Source organism: Roseibium aestuarii, from assembly GCF_008477545.1.
GTDB classification, from domain to species: Bacteria; Pseudomonadota; Alphaproteobacteria; order Rhizobiales; family Stappiaceae; genus Roseibium; species Roseibium aestuarii.
This window is the reverse complement of the sequence record NZ_VORA01000001.1, coordinates 1,180,309-1,195,532: the sequence shown is the minus strand read 5'-3', so window position 1 is coordinate 1,195,532 and position 15,224 is coordinate 1,180,309. Positions and strand designations below refer to the sequence as shown.

16 protein-coding genes are annotated in these 15,224 nt (G+C 65.6%); 1 reads left to right on the top strand and 15 read right to left on the bottom strand.

Going from position 1 to position 15,224, the window contains the following annotated elements:
- Nucleotides 1-98: 98 nt before the first annotated feature.
- From FR728_RS05170 to FR728_RS05150, 5 genes are all read right to left on the bottom strand, one after another.
- The gene (locus FR728_RS05170) at nucleotides 99-407 is read right to left on the bottom strand and encodes an integration host factor subunit alpha (protein ID WP_149891537.1); all 309 of its coding nucleotides are present in this window, start codon (nucleotides 405-407) and stop codon (nucleotides 99-101) included.
- Between the two features lie 170 nt (nucleotides 408-577).
- Nucleotides 578-1,555 (bottom strand): beta-ketoacyl-ACP synthase III, encoded by a 978-nt coding sequence (locus FR728_RS05165; RefSeq protein ID WP_149891536.1) that lies wholly within the window; start codon nucleotides 1,553-1,555, stop codon nucleotides 578-580.
- Nucleotides 1,552-2,616, bottom strand: a complete 1,065-nt coding sequence (gene plsX / locus FR728_RS05160; protein WP_149891535.1) for a phosphate acyltransferase PlsX — start codon at nucleotides 2,614-2,616, stop codon at nucleotides 1,552-1,554. The genes FR728_RS05165 and plsX overlap by 4 nt, the downstream gene beginning before the upstream one ends.
- A gap of 231 nt (nucleotides 2,617-2,847) precedes the next feature.
- Complete coding sequence (locus FR728_RS05155) at nucleotides 2,848-3,420, bottom strand: YceD family protein (RefSeq protein ID WP_149891534.1); 573 nt, start codon at nucleotides 3,418-3,420, stop codon at nucleotides 2,848-2,850.
- The gene (locus FR728_RS05150; RefSeq protein ID WP_208998659.1) at nucleotides 3,410-4,021 is read right to left on the bottom strand and encodes a ubiquinol-cytochrome C chaperone family protein; all 612 of its coding nucleotides are present in this window, start codon (nucleotides 4,019-4,021) and stop codon (nucleotides 3,410-3,412) included. Before FR728_RS05150 ends, FR728_RS05155 begins: the two co-directional genes overlap by 11 nt.
- Nucleotides 4,022-4,103: 82 nt before the next feature.
- Here FR728_RS05150 and FR728_RS05145 point away from each other — a divergent pair, with 82 nt between their 5' ends.
- Complete coding sequence (locus FR728_RS05145) at nucleotides 4,104-4,541, top strand: outer membrane protein assembly factor BamE (protein ID WP_149891533.1); 438 nt, start codon at nucleotides 4,104-4,106, stop codon at nucleotides 4,539-4,541.
- 80 nt (nucleotides 4,542-4,621) lie between these two features.
- Here FR728_RS05145 and FR728_RS05140 read toward each other — a convergent pair whose 3' ends face one another.
- The 10 genes from FR728_RS05140 to FR728_RS05095 all read right to left on the bottom strand — a co-directional run bounded on the left by FR728_RS05140 (nucleotide 4,622) and on the right by FR728_RS05095 (nucleotide 15,124).
- The gene (locus FR728_RS05140; protein ID WP_149891532.1) at nucleotides 4,622-6,760 is read right to left on the bottom strand and encodes a sodium-translocating pyrophosphatase; all 2,139 of its coding nucleotides are present in this window, start codon (nucleotides 6,758-6,760) and stop codon (nucleotides 4,622-4,624) included.
- 262 nt (nucleotides 6,761-7,022) lie between these two features.
- Nucleotides 7,023-8,297, bottom strand: coding sequence for an MFS transporter (locus FR728_RS05135; protein ID WP_149891531.1), 1,275 nt, complete (start codon nucleotides 8,295-8,297; stop codon nucleotides 7,023-7,025).
- A 231-nt stretch (nucleotides 8,298-8,528) separates the two neighbouring features.
- The gene (gene thiL / locus FR728_RS05130) at nucleotides 8,529-9,578 is read right to left on the bottom strand and encodes a thiamine-phosphate kinase (RefSeq protein ID WP_149891530.1); all 1,050 of its coding nucleotides are present in this window, start codon (nucleotides 9,576-9,578) and stop codon (nucleotides 8,529-8,531) included.
- Nucleotides 9,579-9,594: 16 nt separating this feature from the next.
- Nucleotides 9,595-10,164, bottom strand: coding sequence for a transcription antitermination factor NusB (gene nusB / locus FR728_RS05125; RefSeq protein ID WP_149891529.1), 570 nt, complete (start codon nucleotides 10,162-10,164; stop codon nucleotides 9,595-9,597).
- A gap of 5 nt (nucleotides 10,165-10,169) precedes the next feature.
- The gene (gene ribH / locus FR728_RS05120; protein WP_149891528.1) at nucleotides 10,170-10,619 is read right to left on the bottom strand and encodes a 6,7-dimethyl-8-ribityllumazine synthase; all 450 of its coding nucleotides are present in this window, start codon (nucleotides 10,617-10,619) and stop codon (nucleotides 10,170-10,172) included.
- Between the two features lie 189 nt (nucleotides 10,620-10,808).
- The gene (locus FR728_RS05115) at nucleotides 10,809-11,423 is read right to left on the bottom strand and encodes a riboflavin synthase (RefSeq protein ID WP_149891527.1); all 615 of its coding nucleotides are present in this window, start codon (nucleotides 11,421-11,423) and stop codon (nucleotides 10,809-10,811) included.
- Nucleotides 11,424-11,473: 50 nt separating this feature from the next.
- A complete protein-coding gene (ribD, locus tag FR728_RS05110; RefSeq protein WP_149891526.1) occupies nucleotides 11,474-12,607 on the bottom strand; it encodes a bifunctional diaminohydroxyphosphoribosylaminopyrimidine deaminase/5-amino-6-(5-phosphoribosylamino)uracil reductase RibD in 1,134 nt (377 codons plus the stop codon).
- 62 nt (nucleotides 12,608-12,669) lie between these two features.
- Nucleotides 12,670-13,173: a transcriptional regulator NrdR gene (gene nrdR, locus FR728_RS05105; RefSeq protein WP_149891525.1), complete on the bottom strand. Its 504-nt coding sequence runs from the start codon at nucleotides 13,171-13,173 to the stop codon at nucleotides 12,670-12,672.
- A 123-nt stretch (nucleotides 13,174-13,296) separates the two neighbouring features.
- A complete protein-coding gene (gene glyA / locus FR728_RS05100) occupies nucleotides 13,297-14,607 on the bottom strand; it encodes a serine hydroxymethyltransferase (RefSeq protein ID WP_149891524.1) in 1,311 nt (436 codons plus the stop codon).
- Between the two features lie 253 nt (nucleotides 14,608-14,860).
- Nucleotides 14,861-15,124 (bottom strand): DUF6898 family protein, encoded by a 264-nt coding sequence (locus FR728_RS05095; protein WP_149891523.1) that lies wholly within the window; start codon nucleotides 15,122-15,124, stop codon nucleotides 14,861-14,863.
- Nucleotides 15,125-15,224: the final 100 nt, after the last annotated feature.

Below are 15,224 nucleotides of genomic sequence, written 5' to 3'. Positions count from 1 at the left end.
GGACATCCGGGGTCAGAAATCAGGCTGTGAACCGAGGAGGCTCGGGGAGGACAGGCCTCCCGGCCACCTTGCGCATCAGGGCAACCTGAACCGGAGGATCACTCCTGACCGGTCAGGGCCTCGTTGATGCGCTGCTTGAGCACGTTGGACGGCTTGAAGACCATCACGCGGCGCGGAGAAATCGGCACTTCCTGGCCGGTCTTCGGATTGCGGCCGATGCGCTCGCCCTTGGAGCGAACGACGAAGGAGCCGAAGCTGGACAGCTTCACGGCTTCGCCGGTCAGCAGGCATTCGGAGATTTCAGACAGAACCCGTTCCACCAGCTCGGAGGATTCCGTGCGGGACAGTCCGACCTTCTTGTAGACGGCTTCGCAAAGATCCGCGCGCGTCACAGTTCTATTGCCCATGAACCTCTCCCCAGCAATGCCATGGATCTGGCTGATTTTACTATCGAACTACCGTTAGGTTCAACGGTATTGCCAGAATCCCGGGCGGTCAACAGGAAGTCGTTAAAGACTGTAAAATTGTCGAGACACACGCGAGGCGCGTCCCGACCGTCTTTTCCGACAGATCCGGCTTACCAGCGCAGAAGGACGGAGCCCCAGGTGAAGCCGCCGCCCATGGCTTCCAGCAGCACCAGATCTCCCCGCTTCACCCGTCCGTCGCGCACCGCGTGGCACAGGGCCAGCGGGATGGAGGCGGCAGAGGTGTTGCCGTGGAGGTCGACGGTGGTGACCACCTTCTCCGGCGCGATGCCCAGCTTCTTGGCGCTCGCATCGATGATGCGCTTGTTGGCCTGATGGGGGATGAACCAGTCGAGATCCTCGGCCGAAAGACCGGTGGCCGCGAAGGCATCTTCGATCACGTCGGTGATCATGCCCACCGCATGCTTGAAGACTTCCTTGCCTTCCATGCGCAGGAAGCCGGTGGTCTGGGTGCTCGAGGGACCGCCATCCACGAAGAGCTTGTCCTTGTGGCGGCCGTCGGAGCGCAGGTGGCTGGTCAGGATGCCCTGATCGGACACGGCGCCCTCGCCCTCGCAGGCTTCCAGCACCACGGCCCCGGCGCCGTCGCCGAAGAGCACGCAGGTGGTGCGGTCGTTCCAGTCGAGGATGCGGGAGAAGGTCTCCGCCCCGATGACCAGCGCGCGCTTGGCGAGACCCGCCTTGAGATAGGCATCGGCCGTGGTCAGCGCATAGACGAAGCCGGAACAGACCGCCTGAACGTCAAAGGCAAAGCCGGTGGTGATGCCGAGCTTCGCCTGAACGGAGACGGCAGACGCCGGGAAGGTGTTGTCCGGGGTGGCGGTGGCCAGCACGATCAGGTCGATCGACTGGGCCTCGACGCCGGCATCGGCGAGGGCCGCGCGTGCGGCTTCGGTGGCCAGATCAGAGGTGAACTCACCTTCGGCGGCCACATGACGCTGCCGGATGCCCGTGCGCTGGACGATCCACTCGTCGGAGGTGTCCACCATCGCGGCCAGATCGGCATTGCTCAGGCACTTGGCCGGCAGGTAGCTGCCGCAGCCAAGGATTTTGGAACGCGTGACGCTCACTTGTCACCTTCAGAAGTCTGGGCGGCCTCTTCGAAGCGACCGCGATGATAATGCACGAGATCCTGGGAGATCTTGTCGAGAAGCTGGTTCTTGACCATGTCGTAGGCCAGATCGATCGCGGCCGCATAGCCTTCCGCGTCGGTGCCGCCATGGCTCTTGATGACGATGCCGTTGAGGCCGAGGAACACGCCGCCGTTGACCTTGCGCGGATCCAGCTTTTCCTTGAGCACGGCAAAGGCGCCGCGGGCAAAGAGATAGCCGATCTTGGACATGAGCGTGCGGCCCATGGCGTCGCGCAGGTAGCCGCCGATCTGCTTGGCGGTGCCTTCTGCGGTCTTCAGCGCGATGTTGCCGGCAAAGCCTTCGGTGACCACCACGTCGACCGCGCCCCGGCCGATGTCATCGCCCTCGACAAAGCCGGAATAGGTCAGCGAGCGCAGCGGCATGTCGCGCAGCAGACGGCCTGCGGTGCGCACATCTTCAAGGCCCTTGACCTCTTCGACGCCGATGTTCAGCAGGCCCACGGTCGGCTTCTGGACGCCGAAGAGGGCACGCGCCATGGCGCCGCCCAGAATGGCGAAGTCGATGAGCTGCTGGGCATCCGCACCGATGGTCGCGCCCACGTCGAGCACGACGGATTCGCCCCGGGTCGTTGGCCAGATGGCGGCGATGGCGGGACGTTCAATGTTGGCCATAGTGCGCAGGCAGAACTTGGACATGGCCATGAGCGCGCCGGTGTTGCCGGCCGACACGGCAACCGCCGCCTGACCGCCCTTCACCGCCTCGATGGCCTGCCACATGCTGGACGTGCGCCGTCCCTGGCGCAGGGCCTGGCTCGGCTTGGCATCCATGCCGATGGACACTTCGCAATGGTGGAAGGTGCTGGCGTCACGCACCCGCGGATAGGCTTCCAGAAGCGGCTTCACGCGCTTCTCGTCCCCGTAGATCAGGAAGCGGATGTCGGGATGCCGCACGAGAGCGATCTCGGCTCCGGGAATGACCATCTCCGGACCGGCGTCTCCCCCCATCGCGTCGAGGGAAATTGGAATGCTTGTCGCCATCTACACTCTTTGTGTCTTGAGACCCCCGGCGGCTTTCGCGCTGCGGAGGTCTGGTGGACCGGATCGGCGCTTCGCCCGGGCGCGCGCTTCGCATCCAGTCAGTCAGGCCGGGACCATAACGGTTTTACCGACCGAAACAACCGTTTTCCTGCCGGTGTCCCCCGCCCTGCCCCTGCTGCCCCTTGGGCAGCGGCGCGAGCCGGAGCACCGGCTGGAAATGTTCCGAGCCCGTCAGTGGGCCGAAGGGTCCTTCAGCTTCGCAAGAGCGGCGAAGGCATTGGGGGCCTTTTCCTCTTGCGGCTCGGCATCGCCTTCGGCATCCGCCTCGGTCTCGAAGACGACGCCGGGCTTGCGGGGGAAGGGATCGATGTTGAGGGCCAGCTGCTCGCAGATGAGCGCGCCCAGATCCAGCACCCCGTCCATCATGACGTCGGGCGGATCGAGCGTTTCCAGGTCGATCTCGATCTCGCCCTCGTCGTTGAGGTCACGGGGGCGGCGCGGGCGGCTGGAGGCGGGCAGATAGCTGCGGTCGATCTCGTCTTCCAGCCGGGTCACGAAGGGCTCCAGGGTGACGACGCAGGTCTGGTTCAGATCGGCCTTCAGCTTGCCGACGACGCGCACGCCGCGCTTGCCCCAGGGCTTGAGGGTGAGGTCGGCGCTCAGACGTTCGATGCCGTCCAGCTCGTAGGCCGCAGCGATGCGCTTGAGGGCGGGGGCATCCGGCTCGACCAGGAGCTTCTTCTCCTGATCGGCGATCCGGTCCCCGTCCACCTTGTGGGACCAGGGGAAGGTGTCATTGGACATGATCTTGTTCTCCTTGGGCGGCAGGCTCGGCTGCCACGAAGTCTTCCGGCCGGGCAAAGCCGGGGCGTCCGGCCAGCACGTCCTCCACCGGGGTGGCGTCCATCAGCCCGGCGCAGGCCTGCATGTAGCGGGCAAGCGCGTGCGCGCCGGGGGGCACGTCTTCCGCCTCGGGGAAGAGGTTGCGCGCCAGCGCGGCGGCAAGCCCGTCCGTGTCACCGGCTTCCATGGCTGTCATATAGGAATCAGCGCGGCCGTAAAAAGCCTCGCCCATCACCTTGATCTTCTTGGGCACCCGCACGTCGGCCACGCCCTGTTCGCGCAGGGCTGCGCCCATGTCATGGAAGAAGAGGTCGAAGACATTCTGCGCAAAGCGCGAAACCTTGTCCCCCTCCCCGCGCAGACGGCGGAAAAGCAGCACGGCGTGGAGCACGATCATGTCGAAACGCCCATCGACCGTGTCCGGCACGGCGAATGTCTGATAGAAGACCGGTTGCCGCGCTTGGGCCACGATCTCGCAATAGAGCTTGTGCTCCGCTTCGCGCTGCTTTCGGCGAAAAAGCCCGAAGAGCATGGTGATCTCCGTATCAAGTGGTGTTGCCATGTGCCCTAACCCACGCTAGGGACTTTGCCAAGGACCGAAACGCTGACGACAGGCATGTCTGCCGCCCTACAGGAAGACCCGCATGAATATCAAGACTTGTGCCGTTCTTATCCCGCTTCTGGCCGCCCTGCCGCTCGGCGGATGCCTCTCCCAGAATTACACCCACGGCCATGTCATCACCAATGACATGCTGTCCCAGGTGACGATCGGCTCGAGCCGAGAGCAGGTGGAGCTGGTGCTGGGCACCCCGGACACCCAGTCCAACCTGAATGGCGACGCCTATTACTACATTTCCCAGAAGACCCGCACGACGGCCTTCCTGAAGCCGACCATCGTCGACCAGCGCGTGCTGGCCGTCTATTTCGACGAGGATGGCTATGTACGCGACATGGGCAACTATGGCCTCGAAGACGGCAAGGTGGTCGACTTCATCAACCGCAAGACCCGGACGGGCGGTGCGGATTACGGCTTCCTGACCCAGATCCTGCGCGGCGCGGCGAGCCCCTCCATCGGGCTCTGATCGGACAGACGCCGGTCACTCGGACAAAAGAAAAGCCCCGGACCTGGATCCGGGGCTTTTCGTTTTCTCAGGCCCTGCCTTCAGTGCGAGAGCACGGCGAGCAGCAGAAGTGCGACGATGTTGGTGATCTTGATCATCGGGTTCACGGCCGGGCCGGCCGTGTCCTTGTACGGATCACCCACCGTGTCCCCGGTGACCGAGGCCTTGTGGGCGTCACTGCCCTTGTGATGCACCACCCCGTCCCGGTCGGTGAAGCCATCCTCGAAGGACTTCTTCGCGTTGTCCCAGGCACCACCACCGGCAGTCATGGAAATGGCGACGAAGAGCCCGGTGACGATGACGCCGAGGAGCATGGCTCCGAGTGCCGCGAAGGCATCGGCGGGCGTTGCCACCGCGCGCACCACGAAGAAGACCACCAGCGGCGACAGCACCGGCAGAAGCGACGGGATGATCATTTCCCGGATCGCCGCCTTGGTCAGCATGTCGACCGCCCGGCCGTAGTCGGGCCGCTCGGTGCCTGCCATGATGCCCGGCCGGGCCTTGAACTGGGCCCGCACCTCTTCCACCACGGCTCCGGCCGCCCGCCCCACGGCGGTCATGGAAATGCCGCCGAAGAGATAGGGCAGAAGGCCGCCGAAGAGCAGACCCGCCACCACGTAAGGGTTGGACAGGGTGAAGAGCGTGTCCACATTGATGCCGGCGAAGATCGACCCTTCCGCCGCATTGGCGGAGAAGAAGCGCAGATCCTCCGTATAGGCGGCGAAGAGCACAAGCGCCCCAAGCCCGGCGGAACCGATGGCATAGCCCTTGGTCACCGCCTTGGTGGTGTTGCCGACCGCGTCGAGCGCGTCGGTGGTGCTGCGCACCTCTGCCGGCAGTTCCGCCATTTCGGCAATCCCGCCCGCGTTGTCGGTGACCGGCCCGAAGGCATCAAGCGCCACGACCATGCCCGCCAGCGCCAGCATCGTGGTGACCGCGATGGCAATGCCGAAGAGACCGGCAAGGCTGTGGGTGACCAGAATGCCGGCGATGATGATGATCGCGGGGAGAGCTGTCGCCTCCAGCGAGACGGCCAGACCCTGGATCACGTTGGTGCCGTGGCCGGTGACCGAAGCCTGGGCAATGGAGCGCACCGGGCGATAGTCGGTGCCGGTGTAATATTCGGTCACCCAGATGATCAGGCCCGTGACGATGAAACCGACCAGCCCGCAGGCAAAGAGATCGGTTCCGGTCATTTCCACCCCGGTGGCGGAGACGAAGGTCGAGCCGCCGCCGAGCCAGCCGTAGATCACGCCCGCAAGCGCCACCGCCGAGAGCAGGGTCGTCGCGATGAAGCCCTTGTAGAGGGCACCCATGATGGAGTTGTTGGCCCCCAGCTTGACGAAGAACGTGCCCGCGATGGAGGTGACCACGCAGACCGCGCCGATCATCATCGGCAGGAGCATCAAGGTCGTTGCCTGCTCGCCGGTGAAGAAGATCGAGGCCAGCACCATGGTGGCGACCACGGTCACCGCATAGGTCTCGAAGAGGTCGGCGGCCATGCCGGCGCAGTCACCGACATTGTCGCCCACATTGTCCGCAATGGTCGCCGGGTTGCGCGGATCATCCTCCGGGATGCCCGCCTCCACCTTGCCCACCAGATCGCCGCCCACGTCGGCGCCCTTGGTGAAGATGCCACCGCCCAGACGGGCGAAGATGGAGATGAGGGAGGCGCCGAAGCCGAGCGCCACGAGACCGTCGATGACCATCCGGTCACCGGGGGCATAGGCCATGGGTCCGGTGAGAATGGCGAAGTAGATGGCCACACCCAGAAGGGCGAGACCCGCGACGAGGAGGCCGGTGACCGCACCGGACTTGAAGGCGATTTCCAGCCCGGCTCCCAGGCTCTTGCTGGCAGCCTGGGCGGTGCGGACATTGGCGCGCACCGAGACCATCATGCCGATGAAGCCGGCGAGGCCGGAGAGGACCGCGCCGATCAGGAACCCGACCGCGGCAATGCCGGAGAGCAGGATCCATGCGAGAACGAAGACGACAGCGCCCACGAGCGCGATGGTGGTGTACTGACGGGTGAGATAGGCCTGTGCCCCTTCCTGGATGGCACCTGCGATCTCCCGCATGCGTGCATTGCCCGCGTCCGCAGCCATGACGGACTGAATGGCCCATCCGCCATAGGCAAGCGACAACAGCCCGCAGACGATGATGACGATCAACTCGCTCATGATTCCTCCCAAATCCGCGGCGAGCCAGTCAGAACCCTTCTTGAACGTCTTTTGCTTGGGGTGAGTGACCCGCCCGTGACGCAAGCCGCCGCCGGGTGATTCCGGACCTGCGACAAAACGTCTCCCGAAAGCAGGTTAGCAGCACAGGGACGGGAATCGTCAAGTTCTCCAATCGAATAATCTTGTATTCAACCGGATACAGTATTTCTGGCAATGCAGCATAAACTTGACCAATATTTACGCTGCACCGCCGTCCTCTAGGTCAGGAAAGCTGTCCTTTCCGCCCCTGGAACACCAGCCAGCCGAGAAGGCCGAGGCTGAGCGCCACGAAGGGGAAGACGATCACGTTCACGGTGGTCCAGCCGAAATGCTCCAGAAGCTGGCCGGACAGGAAGGACGCGGAGGCCACCACGCCGAAGACGAGGAAATCATTCACCGCCTGCACCATGTTGCGCTCTTCCGGCCGATAGGCGTCGGTCAGCATGGCGGTGGCGCCGATGAAGCCGAAGTTCCAGCCAAGACCGAGCAGGATCAGCGCGGTCCAGAAATGGGCGAGCTCGACACCGGCGAGCGCCACCATCGAACAGGCCGCCAGCAGGGCCAAGCCGATGGCCACGATCCGCTCCTTGCCGAAGCGGGTGATCAGGTTGCCGGTAAAGAAGCTCGGCCCGAACATGGCCAGCACGTGCCACTGGATGCCGAGGGCGGCATCGGTCTCCGTGAGGCCGCAGCCGATCATGGCGAGCGGCGTGGCCGTCATCACGAGGCTCATCAGCGCGTAGGAGGTGATGCCGCAGGCGGCGGCCACGATGAAACGCGGCTGCGCCATGATCTGCGCCAGCGGCCGCCCCGTCGCGCCGGCCACAACGGCGGCAGGGCGGGGAATGCGCAGGGCAGAAACCAGCGCCAGGGCAATCAGGGCAAGGCCCGCCTGGGCCACATAGGTGCCGGCAAAGAGGATGGGCGAGAAGAGGTCCTTGCTCCAGATCACCGTCTGGGGTCCGACCACACCCGCCAGAACGCCCCCGGCCATCACCCAGGAAATCGCCTTGGGGCGGAAACCCTCGGAGGCGGTGTCGGCGGCCGCGAAGCGGTATTGCTGGACAAAGGCGGCCGCAAAACCGCTGAACATGCAGGCGAGCGCGAAGAGCCAGAACAGGGACTGGAAGATGGCAAAGGCGGCCAGCAATCCGCCACAGGCCGAAAGCACCGCCGCGCCCATGAAGCCGACGCGCCGCCCGAGCCGCCGCGAAATGGCACCGGCCGGCAGGGTGCCTATGGCCGTGCCCAGCACCATGGCCGAGACGGGCAAGGTGGCCAGGGACTTGGATCCGTGAAGCATCATGGTGCCGACCAGCGGACCGGTGGCGATGATGATCGAGGCGGTCGCCCCACCGATGGATTGGGCGAGGGCAAGCAGCACCGCGTTGCGGCGGGCCAGGCGGTCTCCATCGAGCCCGGTCGGCGTCAAGGGATCAACGGATGGCGTCGGATGGGGCGTCGGCTGAGTCTTGGGCTGAGTCTTGGGCTGAGTCATGGGCTTCTGTCGGACTGGCAAGGCGCAGACCGATGCGGGGACCAGAGACGCCGCAGTGGGCGCCGCAGGGCAAGGCGCGCGCAGAGGACCGGCCCCGGCCCGGGGTCTGTCGCGGGCTGGGAATGGCCGCGACCTTACAGAGCAGTCCGTTGAATGACCAGCAGCTTTTGCCCCGCCCCTCTCCCGCCTCCGTCAGCGCAGAGGGGATCAGGACGTGAGGGCGCGAGGGCCTCAGAAGTGCCGGAACCCGTCGGGAGAGACGTCGGTGAGATCGACCCCGGCCTGCTGCAGGATCACCCGGCCCTGGGACTTGTCCATGCTCGCGCTTGCCGTGCCGATGCAGGTGACCGGGCAGCGCTGGAGGGCTGCTTCCGCCTCGAATGCGGCTGCCTTGTCGACCGGAACCAGACAAAGGATCTCGTAGTCGTCACCGCCGCCCAGACAGGCCAGTCCCAGCCGCCGTTCGGCAGCCAGAATGCGCCGCAGGGCGGGCGACAGGGGCACCCGGTCCAGATCGATGTGCAGGTCGACCTTGCTGGCGCGGGCCAGATGACCGGCATCGGCCATCAGGCCGTCGGACACATCCATGGCGGCCGAGGCATGGGCCCGCACGACGGGAGCCAGCGCCACGCGCGGTTGCGGCAGGAGATAGCGATGGAGGATGTGGCGCAGCTCGTCCGCCTCCAGACCCACGTGATCGAAGGCGCGGGCGTCGAGCCTCTCGCGCAGACCTGCGGCCGCATCGCCAAGGGTGCCGGTGACATAGAGAAGGTCGCCTGCCGAACCGCCCGAGCGGCGCACCGCCGTGCCTTCGGGCAGCTCGCCGATGGCGGTGATGGAGATCTGCAGCCGGTCCCCGGCGCGGATCGTGTCGCCGCCCACCAGCGTCACGTCAAAGGCCGCCTGATCGCCATTGAGGCCGCAGGCGAAGCGTTCCAGCCAGACGGCGGTCCAGTCATCGGGCAGGCCCAGGCCCAGAAGGTAGGCTCGCGGCACGGCGCCCTTGGCCGCCAGATCGGACAGATTGACCCGCAGCGCCTTGGAGGCAATCGCCTCGGGCGGATCATCGGCAAAGAAATGAACGTTGGCGGAGAGCATGTCCTTGGTCAGGACAAGCTCGCAGCCCTCGCCCGGATGGTAGACGGTGGCATCATCGGTGAGGCCGAGACTGCCCGGATCGCGGGCGAGTGGCGCGAAATAGGCGCGGATCAGGTCGAACTCGCCCGGACGCTGGCTGTCCTGCCCGTCCGGACGGCCGTTCCGGTCGTCCCTGCCCGTCATCGCACCACGTCTCCCGTCACGCCTTGTCGGCGTCCCCAGCGTCGTCTTCCGCGCTGTCCGCGTCCGCATCGGCGGACCCCGGCTCGGGAGCGACGAATTCCGCATTGCGCAGATCGTGGGCCAGACGGTCGAGCACGCCGTTCACCAGTCCCGGTTCATCGGCTTCGAAGAAGGCCTTCGTGATGTCGATGTATTCGGAAATGATGACGCGGGCCGGCACGTCCTTGCGGCGCAGCAGCTCGTAGCCGCCGGCGCGCAGGATGGCGCGCAGCAGGCTGTCGATCCGCTTGAGCGGCCAGTCCTCGCGCAGCGCCGTGTGGATGAAGGGATCGAGGAAGCGCTGGTCGGCGACCACGCCCTTCACGATGTCCTTGAACCACTGCTCGTCCGCGTCGCGGTACTGCTCGCCGTCGAGCTCCTTGCCAAGCCGAAAGGCGGTGAATTCGGCGATGACGTCCGTCACGTTCGCCTCACCCACATCCATCTGGTAGAGGGCCTGAACGGCACCGAGACGCGCCGTCCCGCGCTTGTTGGCGGGACGAACTTCACCGGTCTTGGTCTGTTTCGGATCGACCTTGTCGGTCATGTCAGTCACACTCCAAGTCGTTCTTTCAGGGCGATCATGGCCAGCGCCGCATCGGCTGCAAAGCCGCCCTTGTTCTTGTCATCCTTGCGCGCCCGTGCCCAGGCCTGGTCGCCGTTCTCGACGGTCAGGATGCCGTTGCCGACCGCCAGGTCCGCATCGACGATCAGGTCCATGATGACCCGGGCGGATTCGTTGGCGACGATGTCGTAATGGGAGGTCTCGCCGCGAATGACGCAGCCGAGCAGCACGAAGCCGTCGTAGATCTCGCCATCGGTTTCCATCGCGGTCAGGGCCATGGACAGGGCCGCCGGGATCTCCAGGACGCCCGGAACCTCGATCCGATCATAGGAAGCGCCTGCGGCTTCCAGCGCGGAGATCGCGCCTTCTGCGAGGGCGTCGGCGATGTCTGCGTAGAAGCGTGCTTCAATAATCAGAAGCTTCGGGGAAGAGCTCATGGGATCAAATTACCTGTTCTGGGGGTCGCGACAAGAACCACGTCACGCCCCGGTTTGTCCACCCCTGAAAGCCCCCTTCAGCCGACGAGCTGAGGACAACTTCCGGGTTCGGTAAACGACAAGGGTCGGACGATACGAACCGCCCGCCCCCGAATGAAGACGTCTGGAGAAAAGACCTTGCGCTCTCCGTTACGCCTCGCGGGAGAATTCCGCAAGTCTTGCGGCGTAGCGCGCCATCATATCGACTTCCAGATTGATGCGGTCGCCTTCCTGGCGCGCGCCCCAGGTGGTCACCGCGAGGGTGTGGGGGATCAGGAAGACGGAGAAAAGGCAGCCTTCGGCCTCGTTCACGGTGAGCGAGGTGCCGTCGAGACACACACTTCCCTTCTTCGCGATGAAGGGTGCGCATTCACGCGGCGCCTCGAACTGGAAATAGACGCTGTCCGCGTGGTCGACGCGCTTCGTCACCCGCGCCATGCCGTCCACGTGGCCGAGCACCAGATGCCCTCCGAGCTCGGTTCCCATGGCGAGCGACCGCTCCAGATTGAGCTTCTGGCCGGGCGCCCAGTCGGTCACGGTGGTGAGCTTCAGTGTTTCCGCCCCCGATTCCACCTCGAACCAGGCCGCACCGGTGTCGTCGCGGCCCTTGGCCACCACCGTATGGCACGGACCGCCGCAGGCAATGGAGGCGCCCAGATCGATGGTGTCCGGATCATAGGTGGTGCGGATGCGGGTGCGCAGCCCTGCCGGGATCTTCTCGGCGGAGAGGATCTCGCCGAGATCCGTGACAATTCCGGTGAACATGTCGGTCAACTTTCCAAAGTCGTTTCGTGGCGCACCGCAGGGCCCGGCCCTCATCGGCGGCGGAAGATCTGATAGCCGTCCGGCCCCCAGGTGCCGGTCTCGGTCAGCACATAGGTATGATCTGCGAGCACCATGTCCAGACTGCGGTCGGCGAAAGGATAGAGTCTCCCCTCCCCGATCCGCTGCGGCGCATGGGCCATGATCATGGTGTCCACCAGCCCGGCACGCTCGAAGGCGTCGGCCACATGGGCGCCGCCCTCCACCAGGACAGTGGTGATGCCGCGCGCTGCGAGTGCCGCGAGGGCGGCCGCCGGGGCAATGCGCCCTTCCCGATTGGCGGGCACCTTGATCACCAGCACGCCGGCGGAAGTGAGCGCGTCGAGGCGCCCGGCCGGAGCGTCGGCGGTGACGATCAGCCAGACGGGCACCTCGGCGGCGGTGCGCACGAGGGTGGCGTTCAACGGCAGGCGGGCGGAAGGGTCCAGCACCACGCGGACCGGCGAGCGGTCGGCCATGCCCGGCAGGCGGCAGGTGAGGCTCGGATCGTCGCCCAAGGCGGTGCCGATGCCCACCAGGATGGCGTCATGGCTGGCGCGCAGGGTGTGGACCTGCGCATTGGCAATCGGTCCCGTGAGATGGATCTGGGCAGCACCTTCGGGCGCACCCACCCGGCCGATGGCGCCATCCGCAGACAGGGCCATCTTCAGGGTCACATGCGGACGGTTTTCCGTGATCCGGCGGATGAAGCCCGCGTGCAGGGCAAGCGCCTCATCGCGGGCCACGCCGACCTCGACCTCGATGCCGGCCTTGCGCAGAAGGGCGATGCCACGGCCGGCAACCCGGGGATTGGGATCCTCCACGCCAACGACCACGCGGGCGACGCCCGCCTCGATGAGGGCGAGCGAACAGGGCGGCGTGCGGCCGAAGTGGGAACAGGGCTCCAGGGTCACATAGCAGGTGGCGCCGCGCGCCTTCTCGCCCGCATCGGCCAGCGCGCGCGCTTCCGCATGGCCCGTGCCTGGTCGTCCCGTCACACCGCGGCCGACGACCACCGGCTCTCCGGCCTCGTTGCGGGCAACGATCAGCGCGCCCACGGACGGATTGGGCCAGACCCGGCCGAGCCCCCGTCGGGCCAGCCGGACGGCGGCGAGAAGAAAGCGGCGATCCTCTGCGGCGGTGTTCATGAAGGGTCCGTGGACAGGGAGTGGGACGGGAGGGCGTGTCGAGCAGGCGTTGCGGCGTGCGGTCAGTCGTCGTCGTTGGCGGAGCGAGACGACAGGGATGCCATCCCCTCCCCGTCGGAATCGCTCAACTCGCCGAGCAGGGCCTCGAAATCCTTGGCCTCGCGGAAATTCTTGTAGACGGAGGCGAAGCGCACATAGGCCACGTCATCGACGCCCTTGAGCCCTTCCATCACGTGGTTGCCGATGGTTTCCGCCGTGATGTCGCTCTCGCCCGAGCTTTCCAGCTGGCGCACGATGCCGGAGACCATGCGCTCGATCCGCTCGGGCTCCACCGGGCGCTTGCGCACGGCAATCGAGACGGAGCGCATGAGCTTTTCCCGGTCGAAGGGCACACGGCGGCCATTGCGCTTGATGACGATCAGCTCGCGCAGCTGCACCCGTTCGAACGTGGTGAAGCGCCCTGCGCAGGTGTTGCAGACCCGGCGCCGGCGAATGGCGGTGTTGTCTTCCGTGGGACGGGAGTCCTTGACCTGGGTTTCCTCGCCGCCGCAGTAGGGACAACGCATGGGCATATGCTCCGTTTGACAAGAAGACCCCCAGCACGTCCGGGCTGAGGGTCCAGGGTCTCTTCAAGATCGTGCAGGAAACGGCCCCGCGCAAGCCTCGCGGTTGCGTGAGGCCTGTCGCCCTCAGAGGGTCGGGTAGATGGGGAACCGCGCGGTCAGCGCTTCCACCTTGGCCTTGACGGCCGCTTCCACCGCAGCGTTGCCCTCTTCCGAGTTGGCAGCCTTCAGGCCGTCCAGCACTTCGGTGATGAGCAGGCCGATCTCGCGGAATTCGGCCTGGCCGAATCCACGGGTCGTTCCGGCCGGGGTGCCGAGACGGATGCCGGAGGTGACGAAGGGCTTTTCCGGGTCGAAGGGAATGCCGTTCTTGTTGCAGGTGATGTTGGCACGGCCGAGAGACTTCTCGGCAGACTTGCCGGTGGCGTTCTTCGGACGCAGGTCAACCAGCATGAGGTGGTTGTCGGTTCCGCCGGAGACGATGTCGAGGCCCTGTTCCTTCAGGGTCTCGGCCAGAACCTTGGCGTTTGCGGCAACAGCCTGAGCATAGAAGCGGAACTCCGGCTGCAGCGCTTCCTTGAAGGCAACCGCCTTGGCCGCGATCACGTGCATCAGCGGGCCGCCCTGGAGACCGGGGAAGATCGCGGAATTGATCTTCTTGGCGATGCCCTCGTCATTGGTCAGCACCATGCCGCCGCGCGGACCGCGCAGGGACTTGTGGGTGGTGGTGGTGACCACATGGGCGTGGGGGATCGGCGAGGGATGCACGCCACCGGCCACCAGACCGGCGATGTGGGCCATGTCGACCATCAGGTAGGCGCCGACGCTGTCGGCGATCTCGCGGAAGCGCTTCCAGTCCCAGATGCGGGAATAGGCGGTGCCGCCGGCGATGATCAGCTTCGGCTTGTGTTCCTCGGCCTTGGCGGCAATCGCGTCCATGTCGAGCAGGTGGTCGTCTTCACGCACACCGTAGGACACCACGTTGAACCACTTGCCGGACATGTTGACCGGAGAGCCGTGGGTCAGGTGACCGCCGGAGTTCAGGTCGAGGCCCATGAAGGTGTCGCCCGGCTGCAGCAGCGCCAGGAACACGGCCTGGTTCATCTGGGAACCGGAGTTCGGCTGAACGTTCGCGAAGTTGCAGTCGAAGAGCTTCTTGGCGCGCTCGATGGCCAGCGTCTCGACCACGTCGGCATATTCGCAGCCGCCGTAGTAGCGCTTGCCCGGATAGCCTTCGGCATACTTGTTGGTGAAGATCGAGCCCTGGGCTTCCAGAACGGCGCGGGAGACGATGTTCTCGGAAGCAATCAGCTCGATCTCGTGCTGCTGGCGACCGAGTTCCTTGCCGATGGCGTCAAAGATCTCGTTGTCGCTGGCTTCCAGCGGACGGTTGAAGAAGTCGTGAATGGAGCTGATTGCGGTTTCCGTCAAAGACATGTCGCCTTCCCTTTTGCTGGAAACGGACCCCTTGGTCCGGCTCTCGCCTCGGCCTCGCAAGGCGTCGACGATCCCCGGTCAGGGTTCATTGAACTGTCGCGGATCGGACTATCACAGAGCACTGTCCGAACCAAGTGCAGAGCGCATGCTCAGGACGATTTGACCGGCCCCGGAAGCGGGTACGCCCTCTCCCGGAGACCTGGTCAACCGGAGGCTGCGCCGCTCGATTGCTCGCGCGCCCGAGATCCACGGGTCAGGCGAGGATGCCGCGACCGGAGGATGGGGGCAGATCATCGCCCTGCGCCATGCGTCGCTGAAGCTTACGGATGGCGAGCGTCTGCAGATCAGACCGTGACGCGGTGACCGGCCCGACGACGAAGACCTCGATGCCGGAGGCCGCATCCATGGCCGTGACACGCACCTGCGGGCCGATGGCCTGGAATTCGATATAGACCTCGCCAGGCTGGGAGGCCTGTCCATTCGCGCGCCCGGAGGGCTGATACGGGTTCTGGCTCATGTGCTGATCACCTGTGCGGGACCGGACGGCAGGGGCTCGGTCTCCGCGAGACACGCGGCTCCACACGCCGTGTCACCGCATCTTCCAGATTATGGGACCC